This window comes from Chromobacterium aquaticum (assembly GCF_021129195.1).
Taxonomy (GTDB): domain Bacteria; phylum Pseudomonadota; class Gammaproteobacteria; order Burkholderiales; family Chromobacteriaceae; genus Chromobacterium; species Chromobacterium aquaticum.
The window spans coordinates 36,707-59,734 of record NZ_JAJOHW010000085.1; the positions used below are offsets into that span (position 1 = coordinate 36,707).

A 23,028-nucleotide genomic window follows, 5' to 3' on the forward strand; every position below is an offset into this window, starting at 1 on the left:
CGGCTCAAGCGGCTTCCGGGCGCGCGGCCTCGCTTTCCAGCCAGCGGCAGAACGCCGCCACCGTCGCGTCTTCCGCCGCCATGCGCGGCGCCACCCAGCAATAGTCGCGAACCGTCGCCACCGGCGCCGGCAACGGCGACAGCAATGCGCCGGCATCGATCTGCGCCTGCGCCATCGGCATCGGCCCCAGCACCACGCCTAGGCCATCCATCGCCGCCTGCAGCGCCAGGGAGAAGCGATCGAAATGCATGGCGCTGGCCGGTTTCAGCTCCGGCACCCCGGCCAGGGTCAGCCAGCGCTGCCAGGCGGTTGGGCGGGTATCGGCGTACAGCAAGGTATGCCGGGCCAGGTCCGCCGGACTGGCGATGGGCGCCGCCGCCAGCAGCGCCGGGCTGCACAGCGGCAGCTCCCACTCCTTCAGAAACGGCTTGGCGATATGGCCGGGCCAATCGCCGGGACCACGGCGGATGGCGATGTCGAACGGGCTGTCCAGCCGGCTGATGTCGCGGTCCGAGGTGGCCAGGTGCAGCTCCAGCTCCGGAAACTGCTCGCGAAAGCGGCTCAGCCGCGGCAGCAGCCAGTGCATGGCGAAAGTGGGCGTGGAATTGATGCTGAGCCGGCGCTGGCGGTCCGGCTGCAGCAGCTGGGAGGTGGCGTTGGCGATCAAATCCAGGCCGTCCTGCACCTGCACCAGATAGCGCCAGCCAGGGTCGGTCAGCTTGACGCGGCCGCCGCTGCGCTCGAACAGCGGCACGCCCAGCCAATCTTCCAACTGCTTGATCTGCTTGCTCACAGCCCCGTGGGTGACGAAGAGTTCGCCGGCGGCGGCGGAAAAGCTTTCCAGACGAGCCGCTGCCTCAAAAATACGCAGGGTGTTGAGTGGGGGATAAGTGCTCATGCTGTGATTTTATCTCACAATCTATGTTGCGATAACTCGTTTGAAAGCGGACCGCTAACAGCGTAATCTTCAGGCATGAAATCTGGGCCGCGGCCATCGGCATCCCACCGCGCGGTCCATAGCCTTGCCGGCATCGCCGCGCGCAGCAGCGCGGGCCATGCCGGGGACGCTGCCGACAACCCAAGCTATAAAGGTCAAAGTCATGCTGGAAGCTTATCGTCAACACGTGGCCGAGCGCGCCGCGCTGGGTATCCCGCCGCTGCCGCTGTCCGCCAAACAAGTGGAAGCGCTGGTCGAACTGCTGAAAAACCCGCCCAAGGGCGAGGAAAGCACCCTGGTCGATCTGATCACCCATCGTGTGCCGCCGGGCGTTGACGATGCCGCCAAGGTCAAGGCTTCCTTCCTGGCCGCCGTGGCCGAGGGCGACGTCAAATCCCCGCTGATCTCCCGCGAACTGGCCACCCAACTGCTGGGCACCATGCTGGGCGGCTACAATATCAAGCCGCTGATCGACCTGCTGGACGACGCCGCGGTCGCGCAGATCGCCGCCGACGGCCTGAAGAAAACCCTGCTGATGTTCGATGCCTTCCACGATGTGAAGGAAAAGATGGACAAGGGCAACGCCCACGCCAAGCAGGTGGTGGAATCCTGGGCCAATGCCGAATGGTTCACCAGCCGCCCGGCCGTGGCTGAGAAAATCACCGTCACCGTGTTCAAGGTGACCGGCGAGACCAATACCGACGACCTGTCCCCGGCGCCGGACGCCTGGAGCCGTCCGGACATCCCGCTGCACTACCTGGCCATGCTGAAAAACGCCCGTCCCGGCATCACCCCGGAAGAAGACGGCAAGCGCGGCCCGATGCAGTTCATCGAAGACCTGAAGCAAAAAGGCCATCTGGTCGCTTATGTCGGCGACGTGGTCGGCACCGGCTCCAGCCGCAAATCCGCCACCAATAGCGTGATCTGGGGCACCGGCGAAGACATCCCTTACGTGCCGAACAAGCGTTTCGGCGGCGTCTGTCTGGGCGGCAAGATCGCTCCCATCTTCTTTAACACCCAGGAAGACTCCGGCGCGCTGCCCATCGAAGTGGACGTGTCCAAGATGGAAATGGGCGATGTGATCGACATCTACCCGTATGCAGGCAAGATCGAGAAGGCCGGCCAGAAGATCGCCGACTTCGCGCTCAAGTCCGAAGTGATCCTGGACGAAGTGCGCGCCGGCGGCCGCATCAATCTGATCATCGGCCGCGGTCTGACCGGCAAGGCGCGTGAAGCGCTGGGCCTGCCGGCATCCACCGAATTCCGCCTGCCCAAGGCCCCGGTCGATTCCGGCAAGGGCTTCAGCCTGGCGCAGAAAATGGTCGGCCGCGCCTGTGGCCTGCCGGAAGGCCAGGGCGTGCGCCCGGGCACCTACTGCGAACCGAAGATGACCACCGTCGGCTCCCAGGACACCACCGGCCCGATGACCCGCGACGAACTGAAAGACCTGGCTTGCCTGGGCTTCTCCGCCGATCTGGTGATGCAGTCCTTCTGCCACACCGCCGCCTATCCCAAGCCGGTGGACGTGAAGATGCACAAGGAACTGCCGGCCTTCATCTCCACCCGCGGCGGCGTGTCGCTGCGCCCGGGCGACGGCGTGATCCACAGCTGGTTGAACCGCCTGCTGCTGCCGGATACCGTGGGCACCGGCGGCGACAGCCACACCCGCTTCCCGATCGGCATCTCCTTCCCGGCCGGCTCCGGCCTGGTGGCCTTCGCCGCCGCCACCGGCGTGATGCCGCTGGACATGCCTGAATCGGTGCTGGTGCGCTTCAAGGGCAAGATGCAGCCGGGCGTGACCCTGCGCGATCTGGTCAACGCCATTCCGCTGTACGCGATCAAGCAAGGCCTGCTGACCGTGGCCAAGGCCGGCAAGAAAAACGCCTTCTCCGGCCGCATCTTGGAAATCGAAGGCTTGCCGGATCTGAAGGTGGAGCAAGCATTCGAGCTGTCCGACGCCTCCGCCGAGCGCTCCGCCGCCGGTTGCACCGTGCACCTGGACAAAGCGCCTATCATCGAATACATGACCTCCAACATCACCCTGATGAAGACCATGATCGCCAACGGCTATCAGGACGCGCGCACGCTGGAGCGCCGCATCAAGGCGATGGAGGCCTGGATCGCCAATCCGCAGCTGCTGAAGGGCGACGCCGACGCGGAATACGCGGCGGTGATCGAGATCGACCTGGCCGACATCCACGAACCCATCGTGGCCTGCCCGAACGACCCGGACGACGTGAAAACCCTGTCCGACGTGGCTGGCGCCAAGATCGACGAAGTGTTCATCGGCTCTTGCATGACCAATATCGGCCACTTCCGCGCCGCCTCCAAGCTGCTGGAAGGCAAGCGCGACATCCCGGTGAAACTGTGGGTGGCGCCGCCGACCAAGATGGACGCCGAACAACTGACCGCGGAAGGCCATTACGGCACCTTCGGCACCGCCGGCGCGCGCATGGAAATGCCGGGCTGCTCACTGTGCATGGGCAACCAGGCGCAGGTGAAGGAGGGCGCCACCGTGATGTCCACCTCCACCCGCAACTTCCCCAACCGTCTGGGCAAGAACTCCAACGTCTACCTGGGGTCCGCCGAACTGGCCGCGATCTGCTCCCGTCTGGGCCGCATTCCGACCAAGGAGGAATACATGGCCGACATCGGCGTGCTCAATCAGAAGGCCGGCGAAGTGTACCGTTACATGAACTTCAACGAGATCGCCGACTACCAGGAACTGGCCGATACCGTGAAGGTGTAACGAAATCAGTAGATTGTGTTTTGGGGGCGTGTGCGGGTTTCGACCTTTTGATTTTTGATACCCCCATCGAGACCCCCAAATAGAAAAGGTGCTCAGGCACCTTTTCTATTTCAGTTCTCTTGAGGGCGTGCCTTCTGGGCAATCCAAATCAATATACCCTGCGCAGGCGGGGTATTGGTTGGGCGAGACGGGATGACGGCAGGCGAAATGCAAGCTTGAAGGTCATGCCAAAAAGCCGTGGAGAGTTATCTGGCATGCCGGCGATGAAGCCAGGGGTGCTGTGTTGAATAGCTGTGATGAACAGATAAGAAAGAGAATGCCTTTTGCAACTTTTTGTAAATGTTTTCGTGATTGGCCTGATGACGCTTTATCCCCTATGGCGAATATTCAGGCGCGCGGGCTTGCCGCCATATTATGCCTTGGCCGTTTTCATTCCCGCCGTAGGCATGCTGCTAGTAATGCTGGTGCTGGCAAATTCGGCATGGCCAGCGTTTAAAAATAATAAATAAAGGAGATGTTGACATGCTCTTATTAGTGGCTGCGGCAATAGTGGCTTTTATTGTCATCATTCTGTTTGGAATGGTGATTTCAAAGATGGGGTATTCAAAATGGGGTAGCTTGATCATCTTCGTTCCTGTTTTCAATATTCTTGCACTCTGGTATCTGGCCTTTGCCAAATGGCCGATCGAGGTGGCAGAACCCCAGAAGGATCAATAAAGTTGGACTTCTAGGAAGCTGCATCGGTCATAGCTAGCCAAGGAGTTCTGTGTCACTGCGCATGGTGTTTTTATCTTGTTGTGGGCAGTTTGCTGGTCGGGTCCATGCGCCTAGCCGGCACGCCAGCGCAAGCGCCGCCAAGCTGAGCCCCGCGGCCAGCCCATACCAGAGGCCGACGCCGCCCAGCCCTCCCTGGGTGGCCAGCATCCAGCCGCCGCCTATGCCTATCAGCCAATAGCCGATGCTGGCGATCCACATTGGCGCCAGCGTGTCGCGCAAGCCTTTCAGACTGCGCGACAAGATGATTTGAGCGGCATCCGCCAGCAAGAACCAGGCAAGAATGCCCAGCAGGATTTGGGCGTATCGCAACACCTCGGCCGCCTCGGCCTTGGCGGTATCGATGAAGATGCCGGCAATCCAGTCCGGCCCCCACCAGCAAAGCGCGGCCAGGGGAGCGGTCAGCACGGTGATCAGCAGCAGAGCGCTCCAGGCCAGCCGGCGGCCGCCGCGCACATCGCCCCGCGCCGCCTTGGCGGCCAGTTGCACGGTCAGTAAATCGCCAATTCCCAGCGCCAGGATGATGAAAAGATCGCCAACGTAGATGGCTATGGTGGTGGCGGCCATGAAGGCCACGCCGAAGTAGCCCGCCAGCAGCGTCACCACGCCGAACAAGCTGCTTTCGAACAAGCCAATAGCGAAGGAGGGCAGGCCGATGCGGAGCAGGTCGCGGCAGGTTTGTCTGTCCAGCCCAGACCGCGAGCGCCAGCGAAAGCGGTAGCCGAGTCGATGCCGGCAGTGGCGAGCGATGGCGAACAACATCGCCCAACTGGCCAAGGCGGTTCCTATCGCCGCGCCGGGCAGACCAAGGGCGGGCAGGCCGAGCGCTCCGAAAACCAGTCCATAATTGAGCGCGGCATTCAGCAGCACGCCGCCCAGGCTGACGACGAAGATCACCCGGTTCGCGCCCAGCGCCGAAACATAGGCGCGGTAGACGCTGAAACCCAGCATTGCGGGAATGCTCCAGCTGACGACGGCAAGGTATTGCCCGCACAAGGCGACCACGGCCGGGTCCTGGCCGGCAAGACGGAACGCCGCCGGCAGCAGCAAGGCGACGGCAATCAGCGCCGGGGACAGGGCGAGGCAGGCCCATAGACTGAGATCGAGCGCCGCCTGGGTACCGGCGTGATCACCGCGCGCATGGGCCTCGGAAACGAAGATGCACCCGGTCGAGACCAAGACCATGCCGCCAAATATCAATGGAAACAGCGCGCCGATGGAAAGACCTATCGCCGCCAGCTCCGTGTTGCCGAGATGGCCGACGAAGGCCGCATCGGTAAGCGTCATCGCCACTTCGGCCAGATAGAAGCTGATCACCGGCAGCGAGCCCTTGAGCAAGCGGCGCTGCTGAAGCAGGGATCGCCGCACATGGCGGGTTGGCGGGCGGAAGGGGCCGGGCATTGGCGGTCTCCGCCATGAATCGCTGATGAGCGCTATTGCATCATGGAGATCTTGCCGGCAGCAAATCTACGCGGCCGCGATGGCCGGGAATGGAATGGGTTTTGCGCGCAGCCGCCGCTGCTAGACCAGCGCCTTCCTGAAAAACACCACTCTTTCAGTTTCCTCGAAACCCAGGCAGGCGTGCATGCGCTGCGAATCGACATTGCTCAGCGGCGCGTCGGATGCCAGTTCCGCGCAATCGTGCTCCAGGCCCCAGGCCTGCACCGCCGCAACGAGTTGCCGGGCGATGCCGTGTCGCCGGCAGGCGGGCAACACGAAAATGCCTTCCAGGAAAGCCACCGGGCTGTCGGCGCAACCATTGACATAGTCGTGCCGGATCGCTGCGTCGGCGAAGCCCACCGCCTGGCCGGCGGCGTCCCGCGCCAGGAAGGCGGCAAGGTGGCCCGACGCGAGGATGGCCTCGCCGTCGCGGTAGTGGGCGGCGGACGCATGGTGCGGCCAGAGTTGTTGGCGCAGCGCCACCCAGTCTGGCAGGGCGGCGTGGTCCAGTTTTTGAATCGGCATCGGTATTCCTGTGCCGGCGCGGCGGCGCCGGGAAAAACAAAGGGCCGGCAAGGCCGGCCCGGTGTGGAGACGGAAGGCGTGGCTTAGTCTACCTCGCCGCACAACTCGCAGGGTTGATCCGTTTCACCGTGGATGGCCAGGATGCCGACATCGCTGGCGCAGTGCTCGCAAAGGGTGAGCAAGGCTTGGGGGTTCTCCAAGGGTTCCTGGCTCATGCCGCTCAAAACTTGATACTGTTGCATGTCTCAGCCTTTCATTGCCTGGATGGAGCCCGTACCGTAAACCGATAACGGGCACATCGCCATATTCAGATTGGACAGGTGGCCTGCTGCGACGCGTCATAAAACCGTCACGCCGTGGTCAGCACCACCACCGAAGAAATCACCACCGCCATGCCCAGCCAGCCCAGCGGCTTCAGCTTCTGGCCGAAGAACACCCGTGCGCCGATGGCGGTGCCGATGATGCCCAGCGCGCCCCACAGCGCGTAGGCCACCGCCAGATCGATGCCGCGCACCGCCTGGCCCAGCAAGGCGAAAGCCACCCATACCATGGCGATGGCGCCGAAGCCCCAGGCCTTGTGGCGGAAGCCGTTGGACTTTTCCAGCATCAGGTTGGCGGCCACTTCGATCAGCGCCGAAGACACCACGAATAAGTAGAAAACGGTTTTCATGCGGCTTGCTCCTCGGCGTTGCCATGGTCTTCGCCGAACACCACGCAGGCGATGCCGACCACGGACAGCGCCAGGCCTATCATTTCCTGGGTCAGCAAGGCTTCGCCGAACACATAGACGCCGATCAGCGCCAGCCCGGCCAGGCCCAGCGCCTCCCAGGCGGCGTAGGCCACGCCCACCGCGATGGTGCGGATGGCCAGCGACAGGAAGTAGTAGGACAGTGCCAGCGCGGCGGCCATCACGCCATAGCCCCAGTAGCTTTCGGTGCGGGCGGCGTAGGCCATGAAGGAGGTGCCGATGATTTCGGTGACGATGGCGGCCAACAGGCACAGCCATCCCAGCATGGGTTGGTCTTGTTGATGAATGGGCATGAAAAGCTCCTGTGATGAAGATCCGGGGCCACATGCGCTAGAGGCGCAACAACGCTCCGCTAAAAGCGCGGATGACGCCGTCAGCAAAGACAGTCGGTCGCTTAGGCTGCCCCGTGAAACCGTTTGGGGCAGAAGGGTTGTTTATCGCATTGAAGCGCAAGATAAGCGCAAAACGGCTACGCGCTTAAGGTGGCTGTTTGATATTTTGAACAATTCTAGCTGATGCGGCTGAAATGTTCAACTTAATTGATAGTAATTTCTATCTAATGAAGGGCGGGTATCACTTGCAGCCAGCCATGCGCACATTATAGCGACGCGCCAGCCGCGGCAAGGTGCCGTCGCGGCACATGGCGGCAAGCGCCTGATTGAAATCCGCCACGGTATTGGGTTTCACGTTTTTCAGCGGGAAGCCGTACAGATAGGTCAGCGGCTGAATGGTGGCGAGCGGGCGGATACCGCTCAAGGCCTCGCGGCGGATCAGAAAGCGAGTGACGTCCTCGTTGGCGAACACCACCGCGTCCGCGCCATAGCGCAGGGCGGCCAATTTCTTCAACACCGTTTCCTGATTGTTTTCCACGGTGATGTTGATATTGGGCAGGCCGGCGACCAATTTATCCAGCGCGTTCTGGGTGATGGACGGCCCGTATACCGCGATGCGGCGCAGCGCCAGATCCTGCGGTTGCTGGTAGCGGAAGTTGGAACTGGCGGTGGCGAACAGGCCGTAGCTGCTGTTGAACACCGGTGCGCTCAAGGCCAGCGAAAGCCGGCGCTCCGGAGTGTCCTGCACCGGGAAGATGCCATCCACCTTGCCCTCCTCGGCCAAGAGCAGCGCGCGGCGCCACACCATGGGCTGGATCTCGCAGCTCCAGCCCAGGCGCTGGCAGGCGGACACCAGCACATCCACCATCAGGCCCTGCGGCTGTGGCTTGTCGCTCACCTCGATGAAGGGCGGGAAGTCCTGGGTGGCGAAGTGCAGGGTGGCCGCGCCGGCGTTGGGCAATAGCGACAAGGCGAGCGCGGCGCGGCTCAGCGATTTCAGCATCGGCGGTTTTTCTCCGTTCAGCATGCTTGCATTATGGCCAATTGCACACCCCTTGCCGTTTTATCGGCGAGCCGGGCCGGGGAGAACGCGCGGGGCGCCCGCCCGGCCCGGTGCCGGACGGGATCAATAGCCCAGGGTCGCGCCGTCGGGGTTGCGCGGATCGGAATAGCCATACAGGCCGTCGTCACGCAGCTGGATGGTCTGGGTTCGGCCCATGCTGGGCTTGACCGCGATCTGGTAGCCCTGTTCGCGCAGCAGGCGCAGCGTGTCCGGGCTCAGCCCCTTTTCCACCCGCAATTCATCCGGCAGCCATTGATGATGCACGCGCGGCGCGGCGGCGGCTTCGGCCGGGTTCATGCCGAAGTCGATGGCGTTGACGATGGTTTGCAAGGTGGTGGTGATGATGCGCGCGCCGCCGGGGCTGCCGGTGACCAGCCACGGCTTGCCGTTTTTCAGCACCAGGGTGGGCGACATCGACGACAGCGGCCGCTTGCCGGCCGCCACCGCGTTGGCGTCGCCGCCGATCAGGCCGAAGGCGTTGGGCACGCCGGGCTTGGCGGAGAAGTCATCCATCTCGTTGTTGAGCAGGATGCCGGTGCCGCCGGCGATGATGCCGCTGCCGAAGTTCAGGTTCAGCGTATAGGTGACAGCCACCGCGTTGCCCTGTTTATCGACGATGGAATAGTGAGTGGTCTGGTCGCTTTCATAGGGCTGCGGCTTGCCCGGCTTGATCTCGGCGGCGGGGCGCGCCTTGACCGGATCGATGGACGCGGCCAACTGATCGGCGTAGCGCTTGGAGGTCAGGCCGGCTTGCGGCACTTTGACGAAGGCCGGGTCGCCCAGGTATTCGGAGCGGTCGGCATAGGCCAGCTTCATCGCCTCGGCCAGGTAGTGGATGGTCTGCGCGCTATTGGAGCCGTAATCGGCCAGCGGGTAGCGTTCCAGCAGGTTCAGGATCTGGATGATGTGAATGCCGCCGGAGCTAGGCGGCGGCATGGACACCACCTGATAGCCGCGGTAGCTGCCGCTGACCGGCGCGCGTTCCTCAACCTTGTAGCCGGCCAGGTCCGCCTTGGAGATCAGGCCGCCGTGGCGCGCCATCTCCGCCACGATCTTGTCGGCGATGCCGCCCTGGTAAAACGCCTTCGGTCCTTGCTGCGCGATCAGGCGCAGCGATTTGCCCAGGTCGCGCTGCACCAGCTTCTCGCCGGCGCGCAAGGGGCGGCCGTCGCGGAAAAACACCGCGCGGCTGCTGTCCCAGCGGCCCAGATTGTCCTTTTCCACCTCCAGCATCTCGGCCAGCGTCTGCGACACGGCGAAGCCTTGCTCCGCCAGCCTCACCGCCGGCGCAATCACCTTGGCCAGCGGCAGGCTGCCCCAGCGCTGCTGCGCGTGCGCCAGGCCGGCCACGGTGCCGGGCACGCCCACCGCCAGGTGGGTGTACAGCGAGCGGCCGTCCGCCACCTTGCCTTGCGCGTCCAGATACATGTCGCGGCTGGCCTTGGCCGGCGCGGTTTCGCGGAAATCCAGCGCGATATTGCGGCCGCTCTTGGCGTCGTGCAGCACCATGAAGCCGCCGCCGCCCAGGTTGCCGGCATTGGGTAGGGTCACCGCCAGCGCGAAGCCCACTGCCACCGCGGCGTCCACCGCGTTGCCGCCCTGGCGCAGGATGTCCAGCCCCACTTGCGAGGCCAGCCCCTGCTCGGTGGCCACCATGCCGTTGCGCGCATGCACCGGATGGAAAATGTCGTAGTCGTAATCGTATTTGACCTGCGGCGCGGCCGGCGGACTCAGCGCCAGCGCCGGCGCGTTGAAGCCCAGGCTCAGGCCCAGCGCCAGCGCGCTGAGCAGCAGGCGTTTACGGGTGCGGAATGCCATCATGATCGTTCTCCTTTGTCATTATGGGTTTTTTGTGATTGCGAGGACATTCTACGGTGCGTTTCTTCAGTGCAAAAGCCTGATTTTGCATGCCAAATGATTTGAAAATTACCGGAATACGTACCTATAAAGAATCGAGCTTCATATGCAACGGATTGAGGGGGAAACCATGAGCATATCCCAGCGCTTGTTATTGACCTTGGCGGTGGCCCTGCTGGGCCTGTTCGCCGTTGGCAGCTACGGCCTGCTCCAACTGCACCGGGCCAATGAGCGTTTCGATTACCTGCAGATCAACACCTTCCCCAGCATTCACGCGCTGGACCAAGCCTTGCAAGCGCAAACCGATATGCGGGTGCTGACCTATCGCCACGGCATCAGCGAAGACCCCAAGCTCAAGGCCGAGATCGAGGTCAGCATCGCCGAGCTGGACAAGCAGATGGATCAGGTGCTGGACAAGTACCAGAAAGAGCTGGTGTCCGATGACGAGGACCGGCGGCTGATAGAAAAGGACAAGGCGGACATCCAGGTATATCGCCAGCAGCGCAACGCGGTGTTCAAAATGTCGCGAGAGCAGCCGCCGGAGATCACCCGCAAGGAATTGGTGAGCGGGCCGTTGATGCCGGTGGCCAGAGCCGTGGTCAAGGACATCAAGGATCACATCGAATACAACTACAAGCTGACCAAGCAGCTGTCCGCGGATAACACCGTCGCCTATGAGCAGGCTTTCGTGTCCTCGCTGGTGGTGATCCTGGGCGCGCTCATCCTCAGCGGCGCGCTGGGCTTCACCTTGTTCCGCAACATCCGCCGCAGCCTGAACCTGATCGGCTCCACGCTGGACCGCGTCAGTTCCAGCAAGGACTTCCGCCTGCGCGCCGAAGTGGAGCGCATGGACGAAGTGGGCCGCACCGCCACCGCCTTCAACCGCTTGCTGGATGATTTGCAGCAAAGCTTCAAGGGCATACGCGACAGCATCGCCGAGATCGACAGCGCCACCTCCGGCCTGGCGGCCAACACCAATCAGATCGCGCGCAGCTCGGAACTGCAAAGCGAATCCGCCGGGGCGATGGCGGCGGCGGTGGAACAAATGACGGTGAGCATCAACCACGTGGCCGACAATGCGGTGGAAGCGCGCACCCAGGCGCAGCAGGCGGGCAGCATGGCCAGCGAAGGCGGGCAAGTGATTTCCGCCACCGTGCTGGGCATTTCCGAAGTGGCCGGCGCCATCTCCAATGCCGCGCAGCGCATCGAGCAACTGAAGGACGACAGCGCCACCATCGCCTCGGTGATGGGGGTGATCAAGGACATTGCCGATCAGACCAATCTGCTGGCCTTGAACGCGGCGATCGAAGCGGCGCGCGCCGGCGAGACCGGGCGCGGCTTCGCGGTGGTGGCGGATGAAGTGCGCAAGCTGGCGGAGCGCACCGCCAAGTCCACCACCGAAATCGCCACCATCATCAACAAGATGCAGGGCAGCACGCTGGACGCGGTGCAGAGCATGGAAAAAGTGGTGGAGCAGGTGCACCAGGAAACCGACAATGCCCGCGAGGCCAATACCGTGATCGAAAAAATCCAGGATAGCAGCGGCCAGGCGATGGCGCTGGTCAAGGATATTTCCGGCAGCATCAACGAGCAAAGCAGCGCCAGTAACACCATTGCGCAGAAAGTGGAGCAAATCGCGCAGATGGCGGAGGAAAACGCCTCCGCTTCCAGCGCCTCCGCCGACGCGGCGGAGAAATTGCAGCGGCAGGCCAAGAATATCCTGCACACGGTCACGCAATACCAGGTTTAAAGCCGCTCACAAAACCCCGGGGCCCGCGTCGGCGCGCCTTGCCCCTGGTTTCGCTCTAGCTCGCAAGAGCGTAAGCACGGTTTTAGCACCGCGCGACGATTGGTATGTAATAGATATTCAAAATTAGAACTTTCTCTGGGTTTTTCGCTGCGCCTATAACAAGACATAGGTGTCGGGCGAAGAAACGGAGAAACAAAATGAATATCTCACAACGGCTCATGCTGACCATGATGGTGGCCATGCTGGCCTTGATCGGTATTGGCAGTTACGGCTTGTGGCAACTCAAAAGCGCCAATGCGCGTTTTGACTATCTGAAGGTGAATACCTTCCCCAGCATCCGGGCGCTGGACCAGGGCTTGCTGGCCTTGACCAAGATGCGCGTCGCCGCGTATCGCCACGGCATCGCCGTCGACGCCAAGAGCAAGGCGGACGCCGAGGCGCAGATCGCCGAAGGCGACAAGGCGCTGGAGCAGGTGCTGGCCAGTTATGAGAAAGACCTGCTGTCCAATGACGCGGACCGCAAGCTGTTGCAGCAGGACCGGGCGGATCTGCAAGCCTACCGCAATAATCGCGAGAGCTTTTTGAAGGCTTCGCGCGAGCATCCGGGCGCGGCGACGCAGGCCATGCTGGTGGCTGGGCCGATACCGGACTCCGCCAAGGCCTTGGCCAAAGACCTCAACGACCACATCGACTTTAACTACGCGCTGGCGGACAGCCTGTCCAAGGACAATGCCGCCGCCTATACCTTGGCCTTCGGCAGCTCGCTGGCGGTGATCGCCGCCTGTCTGCTGCTCAGCGGCGCGCTGGGCTGGGTGTTGTTCCGCCATATCCGCCTGAGCCTGCACCAGATCCGTTCCACGCTATTCAATGTCAACCAGCAAAAGGACTTCCGCCTGCGCGCGCCGGTGGGGCGCATGGACGAGGTGGGGGAAACCGCTACCGCCTTCAATCAGTTGCTGGACAATCTGCAACGCAGCTTCCAGGAAATCCGCGACAGCATCGGCACCATAGACGGCGCGATGTCCGGCTTGGCCAATAACACTCATGAAATCGCGCGCAGCTCGGAAGTGCAGAGCGAATCGGCGGCGGCGATGGCGGCGGCGGTGGAACAGATGACGGTGAGCATCAACCATGTCGCCTCCAGCGCGGTGGAAGCGCGCGGCCAGGCGCAACAGGCCGGCGAAATGGCCACCGAGGGCGGGCAGGTGATTTCCGCCACCGTGCGCGGCATCACCGAGGTGGCCGGCGCGATCACCGACGCCGCCGAGCGTATCGGGCAATTGAAAGAAGACAGCGCCACCATCGCCTCGGTGATGGGGGTGATCAAGGATATCGCCGACCAAACCAATCTCTTGGCCTTGAACGCGGCGATTGAAGCGGCGCGCGCCGGGGAAATGGGACGCGGCTTCGCGGTGGTGGCCGACGAGGTGCGCAAGCTGGCGGAACGCACCGCCAGCTCCACCACCGAGATTGCCGCCATCATCAACAAAATGCAGAGCAGCACGCTGGAAGCGGTGCAGAGCATGGAAAAAGTGGTGGAACAAGTGCACCAGGAAACCGCCAACACCCGCGCCGCCAATGACGCCATCGACCAGATCCGCAGCAGCAGCGGCAAGGCGATGGAACTGGTGCGCGATATTTCCAACAGCATCGCCGAGCAAAGCGTGGCCAGCAACACCATTGCCCAGCGGGTGGAACAGATTGCGCAGATGGCGGAGGAAAACTCCTCGGCGTCCAATGGCTCGGCGGATGCCGCCGGCCAATTGAGCCGACAGGCGCGGGTGATTCTGCAGACGGTGTCCGCCTATCAGGTGTGAGCGGCGGCGGAATGCGTAAAGGCGGCGCGGCAGAGTTGCCGGCGGCCGCCTTTACGCGTGCGGGCTCAAAGGGCTTGAGCCGCGGGAGGCTTATTCAGCCTGTTGCTTGTCCGCCTTGTCCTTCTTGGCGCGCTTCTGTTCTTTCTTCTTGACCGGCTTGTCGGTCATCGGGTGCTTCAGCACCTTGGCGGCCAGCTTGCGCGCCGATTTGGTCGCCTTCTTCTGCCCGCGCACCTTGTCCGCCAGCGCTGCCAGTTTCTTGACGGAACGTTTGCTCTTGGCCATCTGACTCTCCTTTACGGATTGATGAATCGAAGCCCCATGGTAAGGCGCGGGACAAATTAAGCACCGGACCTTTAGGCCATTGACGGAACGGGATTCAGGGGAAAGCGAGGCGGGGTGGAACGGAAGGGTGCGTGCGGCGCCGGCTGGGCGAGTCACCCGCCTGTGGTTTTTATCCGGCACCAAGAGGGTAGGGTGAATGGATCAAACAGGTGACTCGCGCAACCGCCTTGTCAGCCGCGCGCAGCAAGGATTGCAGGCTTTGTACCATAGTTTGCCGGCGGCAGCCATTGCCAGATTCCCCAAGTGCGGCGCTGACAAGGCCCAGGCCTGGAGCGGCCCGGGCCGGACGGCGGCCTCAGGCGGGCGGCGGCGCCTCAGCGCCTTGTTCCTGTTGGCCGGCGGACATCATGACTTCCAGGTGGTGGAAAACCCCCAGGGGCAGACCGCGCTGCAGGCTGAAATCCAGCAAGTCCATATCGCGCACGATGCGGCCAAGCAGGCCGTTGCCGGCATGGTCGGGGTAATCGTGGAAGAGCTGGAGCAAGGCGGCGCCGTAGCGTTCGCCCAGATCAAACGCCTCGGGAAAGGTGCGGCATTGGGGCACCCGCCAATAGTGCGGGTAGTTGCGATCCGGCGCCGGGCCGACAAAGGGCAGCCCGGCTTCGCGGCGGTCCCGTTCCCGGTAATGAGCGCGCAGGCTCAGGATTTTAACTTTGCTCATGGCGCGCCTCCTGCAGGTGGATGGACGCGGGGACGGATGGGCTGCCGGGCAAGCGCCAGGCCGGGGCGGGGGATGGAAGGGAGACGATGCGGAGACTCCGCTGGGTAGACTTCAACATTGCAACCTCCTCAAGCTGATGCCAGCCTGGCCGCGGGGCGCGGTTAGGCGGGCGCATGACAAGGTTGGCCTACCGGGAGACGTTCATACCGGCGCACCCATGGGGTGCCCTCGCCATGGCCCGCCCGAATGGGCAAAGCAATAGCGAGAACGTCTCTCTCGGGAGGCCAATCCCGAACGCCGCAGTTGCAGCGGCGCGGGGCTATTGTTGGCGAGGCGGGCCTTGGCTGTCAATGCAGCGCCGGCCGGAATAAAGCCAACGCCCCGCGGGCGAGGCCGGCGGGGCGGGGCTTGAAGCGGGCGAAGCTTACAGTTTGAAGGCGAGCGTGGTCTGCTGCAGCCGCTCCGCCACCACCGCCAGCTCGCGGGTGGCTTGCGAGAACACATCGACGGCCACGCCGTTTTCCTTGGACATCTGGGCAATCGCCTCCACGCGGCCGGCCAGGTCGGTGCTGGCCTGGCGCTGCTCCTGCATCGCCAGCGCGATATCGCTGATGGCGCTGACCACTTCTTCCGCCCGTTCTTCCACCGAGCTGATGGTGGTGGAGACGTGCTCCGACGATTCCACCACCTGGCTGACGATGTGGCGGCTGCTGCGCATGCTGTCCACCGCGTCCTTGGCGCCGGCCTGGATCTTGGCGATCATCTGGGTGATTTCGGTGGCGGAGCCGGTGGTGCGCTCGGCCAGCTTGCGCACTTCGTCGGCCACCACCGCGAAACCGCGGCCCTGCTCGCCGGCGCGCGCGGCTTCGATCGCGGCGTTGAGCGCCAGCAGATTGGTCTGGTCCGCCACTTCCTTGATCACGGTGGCGATGCTGCTGATCATCTGCGCCTGTTCCGACAGCGATTCCAGATTATTGGCCGAGGTGGCCACGCTATCGTTGACCTTGCGCACTTGCTGGGTGGAGTCCTGCACTTCCTTATTGCCGATCTTGGCCTGGCTGCCGGCTTCGCTGGCCTGGGAGTCCGCCAGCGAGGCGTTATTGGTGCATTGGTCGATGCTGACGGTCAGTTCCTCGATCGAGGCGGCGGCGCTGGAGGTGGCGTTGACCTGCTGGCCTATGCTGGCGCTGACTTGTTCGGTGGAGGCGGCCAGTTGCTCGGCGGTGGCGGCCACGCTGGTGGCGGAGTTGATGATGTCGCCGACGGTGACGCGCAGTTTCTTCTGGGTATCGGCCAGCGATTGCATCATCTGCGCCACTTCATCCTTGCCCTGAACCTTGATTTCGCCGCCCAGATCGCCGCTGCCCAACTGGAACAAGGCCGCCATCGCGCTCTTGAGGCTGCCGATGATGCCGTTCTGTATCATCAGGCCCAGCGCCAGCAGGATCAGCAGCGCCGCGACCAGCACGCCGATGACGACGTTGCGCGCGTGCTGGTATTTGGCGTCGGCGTCTTTCAGCGCCTGGTCCGCCAGCTTGACGTTGATGTCGACGATTTCGCTCATGATATCGTCGACGATCTGGAATTTGGGCCGGCACTCCTTGGACATCTGTTCCAGCGCTTTCTTGTTGTTCACGCCGTCGCCGGTGTCGGCGTAGCTGAGGTCGCGGACTTTTTTACAGGCTTCCTCCATGGCCGGCCAGGCGGCGTCAAAACGTTTGAGCGCGTCCACTTCCGGCGGGGTGAGTACGGTTTTGCGATAGAGATCCATCAGCCGGTTCATTTCCGCTAAGAATTTGGAACGGTTGGCTGTGACCTGATCCATCTGCTTTTTTTCGGTTTCGGCGATAAAGCGGTAATCAGCGCGGTTGATGTAAATCGCGTTTTGGTTGGCCACCGCCACCCAGTTGACCGGCATCAACTGGTTGTCATGCATGCTGATGGTCAGTTGATTCATGTCCGAGGTGCTGCTGACGCCGACGGTGCCGATGATCAGACAGGCCAAAACGCCCAGTGCGATCAGGCCGAAGATTTTGACCCGGATGCTGAACTGCGCAAGAAAGTTTCCCATCGCTCGCTCCCTAAGTGCCGCATTGTTTTTTGAACCTACTGTTATAAGTGTGTAGTGCAGCTGTATATATCTTGCAATCGCGGAGTGGTAGCGGGCGACAAGCGGCAAGCTCTTGGCGATAATAGGTTTTTCCAGGGAGATGAACGGCAGGCGGAGATTGAAATTGGCCAGCCAGCGCTTATCTTGGAGATACATGTCCATGCCGCGGCGGCGCTTGCGCGCCGGCACGGCGGGAACGGGGCGTTGGATGGTGAGTCCGACTCAAGCATCAGCATAAAAAAGCGGTTCCAAGAGCCTGTCCAAATGAAAGCCATCACAGTAGCCACCTACAACATCCACAAAGGCATGTCGCCGCTGAACCGCCATGTGCGGCTGGGCGACATGGCCTCCGCGCTGGAATCCATAGACGCCGATGTACTGTTTCTGCAGGAGGTGCAGGGCCGCAACGTGGAGCGCGCCTTGCAGCACGCCAGTTGGCCCAAGCTGCCGCAACACCATTTCCTGGCGCGGCGGCTGGATCACAAAGCGGCGTATGGCCTGAACGCGGCGTATGAGCATGGCCACCACGGCAATGCCTTGCTGACCCGTTTTCCGATCAATACCTGGTGCAACCGCGATATCTCGGTCAACCGTTTCGAGAGCCGTGGGCTGCTGCACTGCCAAGTGACGCCGGCCGGCTGGAAGCGGCCGGTGGTGACCTTGTGCGGGCATTTCAATCTGTTGGCGCGGGACCGGCGCAAGCAGTACCTGGACCTGGCGCGCTATGTGCGCGAGAACGTGCCGGCCGATGTGCCGCTGATCCTGGCCGGCGATTTCAACGATTGGCGCGAGGAGGCCACCGAGCAGTTGATGGACAGCCTGGGCCTGGTGGAGGTGTTCGATCAGCTGTTTGGCCGCCATGCGCGCAGTTTCCCGGCGCGGCTGCCGATGCTGGCGCTGGACCGCATCTATGTGCGCGGGCTGAAGCCGCTGGAGGCGGAGGTGCTGAAGGGGGCGCCGTGGTCGCGGCTGTCGGATCATTTGCCGTTGGCCGCCAGTCTGGTGCCGGCGTAGTGCCTGTTTACGATCGTTGCGCGTCGTGAGGCGTGGCATCAGTTGAATCCGCTACGCGGATAAGGAACAGGGCGCCGCAATGCGGCGCCCTGTCGCATTGCGGCGTGTCAGATGTGGAAGCGTTCCACCACGTTCTTGAGCTTGCTGGCGTGGCCGTTGAGTTCGCTGAGGGTGGCGCTGGCGCCTTGCGCCACCTCGGAGGTGCTGCGGGTCATGCCGTTGATGTGCTCGGTGGTGTGGGCGATATTGCCGACGGCGGTGGATTGCTCGCGGGTGGCGTGGGTGATCTGGGTGAAGGTGTCCACCACTTGCCGCATCAGGCCGCCGATGTTCTCGATTTCGCTGGCGGCGCCCTGGGCCAGGTCCACGCTTTGATCCACGGTGGAACGCGCCTGCTGCATGCTGGCGACGGTGCCGGCGGTTTGCTGGCGCATGCCCTGGGTCATCTGGGTGATTTCGGTGGTGGCCTGGGCGGTGCGCTCGGCCAGCTTGCGCACTTCGTCGGCCACCACGGCGAAGCCGCGGCCCATTTCGCCGGCGCGGGCGGCTTCGATGGCGGCGTTCAAGGCCAAGAGATTGGTTTGGTCGGCGATGTCCTTGATCACATTGACGATGGAGCTGATTTCCTCCGAGCGGGTGCCCAGCGAGTTCAGGGTGTCGCTGAGGCTGGACATGGCTTGCGACAGTTTGCCGACTTCGGCGGACACCTGATGCACGGCCAGGCGGCCGCGTTCGGCGCTGCTATTGGCCTGGGAGATGATGGCGTTGGCGTCGGCGGTGGTGTCGGCGACATGGGTGACGCTGACGGTGATCTGCTCGATGGTGGCGGCGCTGGAGCTGATGGCCTGGTTGACCTGATCGGCGTCGTCGCTGATGCGGCTGGTGGTCTGGTGCAGGGAGCCGACGGCGCTGACCAGCTGCCCGGCGTTGTTGTTGACTTCGCCGATCAGCCGGCGCAAGCGCTGGTTCATCACGCCGATCTGGCCCAGCGCGCTGGCTTCCGGCGCCTTGGGCACGTCCACCGCCAGGTTGCCGGAGGCGATTTCCTGCAGCACGCCTTCGATGTCGGTGACCGAGCCGCCCAACTGGGTGTGGATCTGACGCCGGCCCAGCAGGATCAGCAGCAGGATTTCGCCCACCAGCAGCACGATGGCTGTGAGGAATTGCAGCTGGCTATTGGACAGGCGGTCCTTGGCCTGCGCCAGCGCGGCATTGGTGCGCTGGTCCAGCAGCACGAAGAAGTCGTCGATGGGCTTCATGATCTGGGCCTTGAACTGGTGGTATTCCTTGCTGTGCACCAGTTTGCGCGCCAGTTCCATGTCCGGCTGGCCGCTGACGGTGTACTGGCCCTGGGCATCGGCGAACTTGCCCTTGACCGCGTTCATCGCCCGCACTTCCAGTTTGACCAGGCCGTCGGAATTGGCCTGCGCTTCCTTGAGCTTGGCGAACTCGCCCTCGGTGAAGCCGGCTTGCTGCATCAGGGTTTGCAGCGGCACGGTTTCGCTGTCCGGCCGGGGTTTGTCCTGGCCGGCGGCGACGAAGTCCCAGTAGATGCGGTTGTACTCCTGCGGCCGCGGCGCCTTGCCGTTGCGGATGTCCAGCACCCGGTTGTATTGCTGCTCATAGCTGGGGTCGCCGGTGACGACATAGGTGCGGCCCAGCCTGGTCAGGTCATCCGAGCTTTGTCGCAGTTCCGAGGCCAGCAGGTAGGAGTGGTAGCGGTTTTCGCTGGCCTCGTTCATCGCGCCCACGGCCTGGCGCATGGAGATGAAGGTGTAGATCACGCCGATAAAGGTGAGCGCGATGAGCAGCAGCAGGCCGGTGATGGCCTGGCTGGCGCGAAAGTTTTTCATGTGGAGATCTCCTCGCAGTACTGCAGACTATTGTGGCGGTGGCCGGTCAAGGGCGGGGTCCATGACCCGTGGAGGCGTGGCCGGCAATGGGTTCTCCGGGTTGGGGAGCGGGAGCGGTGTCGGCATGGAAGCGCTGCATCTGGGCGTGCACTTGGTCCGCATGGCCGCGGCTTTCCGCCGAGATGGCGGCGAGTTCTTCCACCAGGCCGGCGTTGTGCCGGATGGCGGCGCTCAATTGCTGGATGGTGGCGTTGATTTGTCCCACGCCGTGCGCCTGTTCGTTGGCGGCGGCGGCGATTTCATGGATCAGGCCGGCGGTTTTGGCGCTGGAGGCGACGATGGCCGCCAGTTGCGCGCCGGCCTTGCCGGCGAGCTGGACGCCGTTGGCGGCCATGCCGCTGATTTCGCGCGCCGCCACCTGGCTGCGTTCGGCCAGCTTGCGCACTTCCTGGGCCACGATGGAGAAGCCGCGGCCTTGCTCGCCGGCGCGGGCGGATTCGATGGCGGCGTTGAGCGCCAGCAGATTGGTTTGATAGGCGATGTCGTCTATCACCGAGATGTGTTCCGCGATGCGCTGCATGCTGAGCACGGTGTGCTGGACCACTTCGCCGCCGTGGCGCGCGTCTTCCGCCGCCTGCATGGCCATGGTTTCGGTGAGCTTGGCGTTGTCGCTGCTCTGGCTGACGGCGGAGGAGATCTGCTCCAGCGAGCAGGCGGCCTCGGCCAGGCTGGCGGCCTGGCCGCTGGTATTGCGCGAGAACTGCTGCGAGGTGCGGTTGATTTGCGCCGACATCATCGACAGATGGCCGGCGCCGCGCCGTGAATCGTCGATCGCCTGGCTGAGCGTGGTGACGGTTTGCAGTATCGCTTCCGCCAGGCTGCCGCGCGGGTAGCCGCCGGGCGGGGCCGCCGCGGCCAGCTTGCCGGCGGCCACCGCCTGCATCAGCCGGGTGACGCGCAGCGGTTCGTCGCCCAACATCGCGAACAGCCGGCGGTATATCGTCCAGAACATCAACAGTCCCAGCGCGCAGCCGGCCAGCATCAGGCCGATGACGATGGCCAGCCAGAGTCCGGCCCGTTCCCGCGCGCTGGCGACGGCGCGGTTGGTGCGCTGTTCCATCAATTGGTAGAAGGCGTCCACCGGCTGCATGATGGCGGCCTTGTCCACATGGTATTGGTGGTCGTGCAGAATGCGCCTGGCCAGCTCCGGGTCCGGCGGGCCTTGCCGGCTGTAGCCGCCCTGGCCGTCGGCGAAGCGGCCTTTCATCGCGTTCATCGCCGCGGTTTCGGTGGCGACCAGGCGGTCGGAATTGGCCTGGGCCTGGCCCAGCATGTCGAATTCCCGCTGGCTGAAGCCGGCCTGGCGCATCAGTTGCTGCAGCGGGACGGCGGGGCCGTCCGGCTGCGGCTTGTGTTCGTCCGCGGCCATGAAGTCCCAGTAGATGCGGTTGTAGTGCTGAGGGCGCGGCAGCTGGCCGTTGCGTATCGCCAGCACCGCCCAGTACTGGCGTTCGTAGCGCGGGTCTCCGGTTTCGGCGTAGGTGCGGACCAGGCGGGTGAGGTCGTCCGAGCTTTGCCTCAACTCATTGGCCAGCAAATAGCTTTGATTGCGCTGCGCCTCGGCCTGGGCCTGTAAATCCAGTTCTTGCCGCAGCCGCAATGTGCAGAGCAGGAGCAGCAACAAGAGCAGGGCGAAGACGCCGGCGCTGGCCGTCAGCAGTGATTTGATGCTCAGTTTCATAGGCCTCCCGCCATGCCGCTTGTTGCCCGGCCCGTGCCGGCGCGGTGCCGGCTGTTATCGTTATAGGTAGTTGTGCTTGCATTGCCAGCTATCCGCGCCCGGTTTCTGTTTTTTATAAAACAATCCATTTCTTGACTACTTACCGTGCGAACACTTAAGTAAAAACAGTGAGTTAAAACCCATCTGGCGTCTGCTTTGGGAATGGATATGGCATTGCATCTGGAAACCGCCGATGGCTGGGCCTGGGCCAGCCTGAGCGGGGAGTTGACGGTCTATACCGCGGCGCAGCTGAAAAGCGAGCTGCTGCCCTTGCTGGAGTACGAGGCGGTGTCGCTGGGTTTTGCCGGCGTCACCGAGCTGGACGGCTGCGCGGTGCAATTGCTGCTGGTGTTTGGCCGGCAGGCGCGGCGCGTGGAGTGGCGAGCGGACAATCCCTTGCTGTGCGAGGCGTTTGGGCTGCTGGGGGTGACACTGACGCCGCCGCCGGGAGGCGTTGGTGGACTGGGCTAAGGCCAGGGCGATTTTCCTGGAGGAGTCGCGCGAGTTGTGCGCGGCGCTGGAGGGCGCCTTGCTGGACCCGGTGGCCTTTCCCGCCAATGCCGAGACTTTCAATTTGTTGCTGCGCACCGCGCACACCATCAAGGGTTCGGCCGGCACTTTCGGCTACGAGGCGCTGGTGGCCTTCGCCCATGCGCTGGAGAGCGTGCTGGAGCGCTTGCGCGGCGGCAAGATCACGCTTGGCGACGAATTGGTCAGCCTGCTGCTGGCTGGCAACGATCATCTGCGGCGCATGCTGGACGCGGTGGAGGCGGTGGCGGTGGACGCCGAGCCGGATTGGCCGGACGGCGCGCCGCTGTTGCAGCGCTTGCAGTTGTTCCTGCTGGAGGACGCGGCATGCGCGGTTCCGGGCGAGGAGGCGCTGGACGCCGCCGCCACGCCTTGCTGGCAGTTGTCGCTGCGTTTCTATCCCGATTTGTTCCGCGACGGTTTCGATCCCTTGGCCTGCCTGCGTTATTTGGCGCAGTTGGGCCGCTTGAGCGCGGTGGCGCCGGTGTGGCCGCCGCTGCCGGAGTTCGCCGAACTGGAGCCGACGGATTGCCTGCTTGGCCTGGAGTTGAGCCTGGAGAGTTCGGCCAGCCTGGAGCAGGTGCGCGATGCGTTCGAGTTCATCGCCGAGGGCAGCCTGGTGGGGATATTGCCGCCGCATGCGCCGCTGGCGGCGTTCCGCGCGCTGGCGGAGCGGCTGGGCGCGTCGATAGAGCCGCAGTTGGAGCGCTGGCTGGCGCGCGGCGCGCTGACGCCGATGGAGGCG

Annotated in this window: 20 protein-coding genes; 7 read left to right on the top strand and 13 right to left on the bottom strand. The window is 63.5% G+C overall.

Annotated elements, in window-relative coordinates; genetic code table 11:
* Positions 1 to 4: 4 nt before the first annotated feature.
* Entirely contained in the window at positions 5 to 898 is an 894-nt protein-coding gene (gene gcvA, locus LQT98_RS13410) for a transcriptional regulator GcvA (protein ID WP_231462780.1), read from the bottom strand.
* A 202-nt stretch (positions 899 to 1,100) separates the two neighbouring features.
* On the opposite strand from gcvA, the gene acnB reads away from it, so the two are divergent.
* Positions 1,101 to 3,686, top strand: coding sequence for a bifunctional aconitate hydratase 2/2-methylisocitrate dehydratase (gene acnB, locus LQT98_RS13415; protein ID WP_048411565.1), 2,586 nt, complete (start codon positions 1,101 to 1,103; stop codon positions 3,684 to 3,686).
* A gap of 522 nt (positions 3,687 to 4,208) precedes the next feature.
* Entirely contained in the window at positions 4,209 to 4,403 is a 195-nt protein-coding gene (locus LQT98_RS13420) for a hypothetical protein (protein WP_048411566.1), read from the top strand.
* Positions 4,404 to 4,436: 33 nt separating this feature from the next.
* Here the strand turns inward: LQT98_RS13420 and LQT98_RS13425 are convergent, their stop codons facing one another.
* The 7 genes from LQT98_RS13425 to ggt form a co-directional block, all read right to left on the bottom strand.
* Complete coding sequence (locus tag LQT98_RS13425; RefSeq protein WP_231462781.1) at positions 4,437 to 5,861, bottom strand: MATE family efflux transporter; 1,425 nt, start codon at positions 5,859 to 5,861, stop codon at positions 4,437 to 4,439.
* A gap of 120 nt (positions 5,862 to 5,981) precedes the next feature.
* A complete protein-coding gene (gene aac(6') / locus LQT98_RS13430) occupies positions 5,982 to 6,425 on the bottom strand; it encodes an aminoglycoside 6'-N-acetyltransferase (RefSeq protein WP_231462783.1) in 444 nt (147 codons plus the stop codon).
* 83 nt (positions 6,426 to 6,508) lie between these two features.
* The gene (locus LQT98_RS13435) at positions 6,509 to 6,667 is read right to left on the bottom strand and encodes a hypothetical protein (RefSeq protein WP_156183980.1); all 159 of its coding nucleotides are present in this window, start codon (positions 6,665 to 6,667) and stop codon (positions 6,509 to 6,511) included.
* Positions 6,668 to 6,774: 107 nt separating this feature from the next.
* The gene (locus tag LQT98_RS13440; RefSeq protein WP_048411569.1) at positions 6,775 to 7,095 is read right to left on the bottom strand and encodes an SMR family transporter; all 321 of its coding nucleotides are present in this window, start codon (positions 7,093 to 7,095) and stop codon (positions 6,775 to 6,777) included.
* A complete protein-coding gene (locus tag LQT98_RS13445) occupies positions 7,092 to 7,466 on the bottom strand; it encodes a DMT family transporter (RefSeq protein ID WP_048411570.1) in 375 nt (124 codons plus the stop codon). Before LQT98_RS13445 ends, LQT98_RS13440 begins: the two co-directional genes overlap by 4 nt.
* Positions 7,467 to 7,746: 280 nt before the next feature.
* Positions 7,747 to 8,532, bottom strand: coding sequence for a substrate-binding periplasmic protein (locus LQT98_RS13450; RefSeq protein ID WP_048411571.1), 786 nt, complete (start codon positions 8,530 to 8,532; stop codon positions 7,747 to 7,749).
* 99 nt (positions 8,533 to 8,631) lie between these two features.
* Positions 8,632 to 10,389 (bottom strand): gamma-glutamyltransferase, encoded by a 1,758-nt coding sequence (gene ggt / locus LQT98_RS13455; RefSeq protein ID WP_231462785.1) that lies wholly within the window; start codon positions 10,387 to 10,389, stop codon positions 8,632 to 8,634.
* 166 nt (positions 10,390 to 10,555) lie between these two features.
* Between ggt and LQT98_RS13460 the strand changes: the two genes are divergently transcribed.
* Both LQT98_RS13460 and LQT98_RS13465 read left to right on the top strand, forming a co-directional pair.
* A complete protein-coding gene (locus tag LQT98_RS13460; RefSeq protein ID WP_231462787.1) occupies positions 10,556 to 12,175 on the top strand; it encodes a HAMP domain-containing methyl-accepting chemotaxis protein in 1,620 nt (539 codons plus the stop codon).
* A gap of 197 nt (positions 12,176 to 12,372) precedes the next feature.
* Positions 12,373 to 13,992, top strand: coding sequence for a methyl-accepting chemotaxis protein (locus LQT98_RS13465; protein ID WP_231462789.1), 1,620 nt, complete (start codon positions 12,373 to 12,375; stop codon positions 13,990 to 13,992).
* Between the two features lie 90 nt (positions 13,993 to 14,082).
* Here LQT98_RS13465 and LQT98_RS13470 read toward each other — a convergent pair whose 3' ends face one another.
* The 3 genes from LQT98_RS13470 to LQT98_RS13480 all read right to left on the bottom strand — a co-directional run bounded on the left by LQT98_RS13470 (position 14,083) and on the right by LQT98_RS13480 (position 17,069).
* On the bottom strand, positions 14,083 to 14,277 hold the full coding sequence (locus LQT98_RS13470) for a hypothetical protein (RefSeq protein WP_231462790.1): 195 nt from the start codon (positions 14,275 to 14,277) through the stop codon (positions 14,083 to 14,085).
* Between the two features lie 355 nt (positions 14,278 to 14,632).
* Positions 14,633 to 14,998 carry a hypothetical protein gene (locus LQT98_RS13475; protein WP_231462794.1) on the bottom strand — a complete coding sequence of 122 codons (366 nt, stop codon included), beginning with the start codon at positions 14,996 to 14,998 and terminating at the stop codon, positions 14,633 to 14,635.
* Between the two features lie 424 nt (positions 14,999 to 15,422).
* Entirely contained in the window at positions 15,423 to 17,069 is a 1,647-nt protein-coding gene (locus tag LQT98_RS13480; RefSeq protein WP_231462796.1) for a methyl-accepting chemotaxis protein, read from the bottom strand.
* A 303-nt stretch (positions 17,070 to 17,372) separates the two neighbouring features.
* On the opposite strand from LQT98_RS13480, the gene LQT98_RS13485 reads away from it, so the two are divergent.
* Positions 17,373 to 18,122: an endonuclease/exonuclease/phosphatase family protein gene (locus tag LQT98_RS13485; protein WP_048411577.1), complete on the top strand. Its 750-nt coding sequence runs from the start codon at positions 17,373 to 17,375 to the stop codon at positions 18,120 to 18,122.
* A 107-nt stretch (positions 18,123 to 18,229) separates the two neighbouring features.
* Here the strand turns inward: LQT98_RS13485 and LQT98_RS13490 are convergent, their stop codons facing one another.
* Together LQT98_RS13490 and LQT98_RS13495 are read right to left on the bottom strand one after the other, a co-directional pair.
* Entirely contained in the window at positions 18,230 to 19,975 is a 1,746-nt protein-coding gene (locus LQT98_RS13490) for a methyl-accepting chemotaxis protein (RefSeq protein ID WP_231462798.1), read from the bottom strand.
* A gap of 46 nt (positions 19,976 to 20,021) precedes the next feature.
* Positions 20,022 to 21,716 (bottom strand): methyl-accepting chemotaxis protein, encoded by a 1,695-nt coding sequence (locus LQT98_RS13495; RefSeq protein WP_231462800.1) that lies wholly within the window; start codon positions 21,714 to 21,716, stop codon positions 20,022 to 20,024.
* 207 nt (positions 21,717 to 21,923) lie between these two features.
* Here LQT98_RS13495 and LQT98_RS13500 point away from each other — a divergent pair, with 207 nt between their 5' ends.
* Both LQT98_RS13500 and LQT98_RS13505 read left to right on the top strand, forming a co-directional pair.
* On the top strand, positions 21,924 to 22,226 hold the full coding sequence (locus LQT98_RS13500; RefSeq protein WP_231462802.1) for an STAS domain-containing protein: 303 nt from the start codon (positions 21,924 to 21,926) through the stop codon (positions 22,224 to 22,226).
* A partial coding sequence (locus LQT98_RS13505) for an Hpt domain-containing protein (RefSeq protein ID WP_231462804.1) occupies positions 22,213 to 23,028 on the top strand: 816 nt, incomplete at its 3' end. The genes LQT98_RS13500 and LQT98_RS13505, both read left to right, overlap by 14 nt.

Excerpts from the sequence above, each read along its gene's own strand:
- gcvA (WP_231462780.1), bottom strand. The coding sequence starts at position 898 with ATGAGCACTTATCCCCCACTCAACACCCTGCGTATTTTTGAGGCAGCG.
- acnB (WP_048411565.1), top strand. The coding sequence starts at position 1,101 with ATGCTGGAAGCTTATCGTCAACACGTGGCCGAGCGCGCCGCGCTGGGT.
- LQT98_RS13420 (WP_048411566.1), top strand. The coding sequence starts at position 4,209 with ATGCTCTTATTAGTGGCTGCGGCAATAGTGGCTTTTATTGTCATCATT.
- LQT98_RS13425 (WP_231462781.1), bottom strand. The coding sequence starts at position 5,861 with ATGCCCGGCCCCTTCCGCCCGCCAACCCGCCATGTGCGGCGATCCCTG.
- LQT98_RS13435 (WP_156183980.1), bottom strand. The coding sequence starts at position 6,667 with ATGCAACAGTATCAAGTTTTGAGCGGCATGAGCCAGGAACCCTTGGAG.
- LQT98_RS13440 (WP_048411569.1), bottom strand. The coding sequence starts at position 7,095 with ATGAAAACCGTTTTCTACTTATTCGTGGTGTCTTCGGCGCTGATCGAA.
- LQT98_RS13445 (WP_048411570.1), bottom strand. The coding sequence starts at position 7,466 with ATGCCCATTCATCAACAAGACCAACCCATGCTGGGATGGCTGTGCCTG.
- LQT98_RS13450 (WP_048411571.1), bottom strand. The coding sequence starts at position 8,532 with ATGCTGAACGGAGAAAAACCGCCGATGCTGAAATCGCTGAGCCGCGCC.
- ggt (WP_231462785.1), bottom strand. The coding sequence starts at position 10,389 with ATGATGGCATTCCGCACCCGTAAACGCCTGCTGCTCAGCGCGCTGGCG.
- LQT98_RS13460 (WP_231462787.1), top strand. The coding sequence starts at position 10,556 with ATGAGCATATCCCAGCGCTTGTTATTGACCTTGGCGGTGGCCCTGCTG.
- LQT98_RS13465 (WP_231462789.1), top strand. The coding sequence starts at position 12,373 with ATGAATATCTCACAACGGCTCATGCTGACCATGATGGTGGCCATGCTG.
- LQT98_RS13470 (WP_231462790.1), bottom strand. The coding sequence starts at position 14,277 with ATGGCCAAGAGCAAACGTTCCGTCAAGAAACTGGCAGCGCTGGCGGAC.
- LQT98_RS13475 (WP_231462794.1), bottom strand. The coding sequence starts at position 14,998 with ATGAGCAAAGTTAAAATCCTGAGCCTGCGCGCTCATTACCGGGAACGG.
- LQT98_RS13480 (WP_231462796.1), bottom strand. The coding sequence starts at position 17,069 with ATGGGAAACTTTCTTGCGCAGTTCAGCATCCGGGTCAAAATCTTCGGC.
- LQT98_RS13485 (WP_048411577.1), top strand. The coding sequence starts at position 17,373 with ATGAAAGCCATCACAGTAGCCACCTACAACATCCACAAAGGCATGTCG.
- LQT98_RS13490 (WP_231462798.1), bottom strand. The coding sequence starts at position 19,975 with ATGAAAAACTTTCGCGCCAGCCAGGCCATCACCGGCCTGCTGCTGCTC.
- LQT98_RS13495 (WP_231462800.1), bottom strand. The coding sequence starts at position 21,716 with ATGAAACTGAGCATCAAATCACTGCTGACGGCCAGCGCCGGCGTCTTC.
- LQT98_RS13500 (WP_231462802.1), top strand. The coding sequence starts at position 21,924 with ATGGCATTGCATCTGGAAACCGCCGATGGCTGGGCCTGGGCCAGCCTG.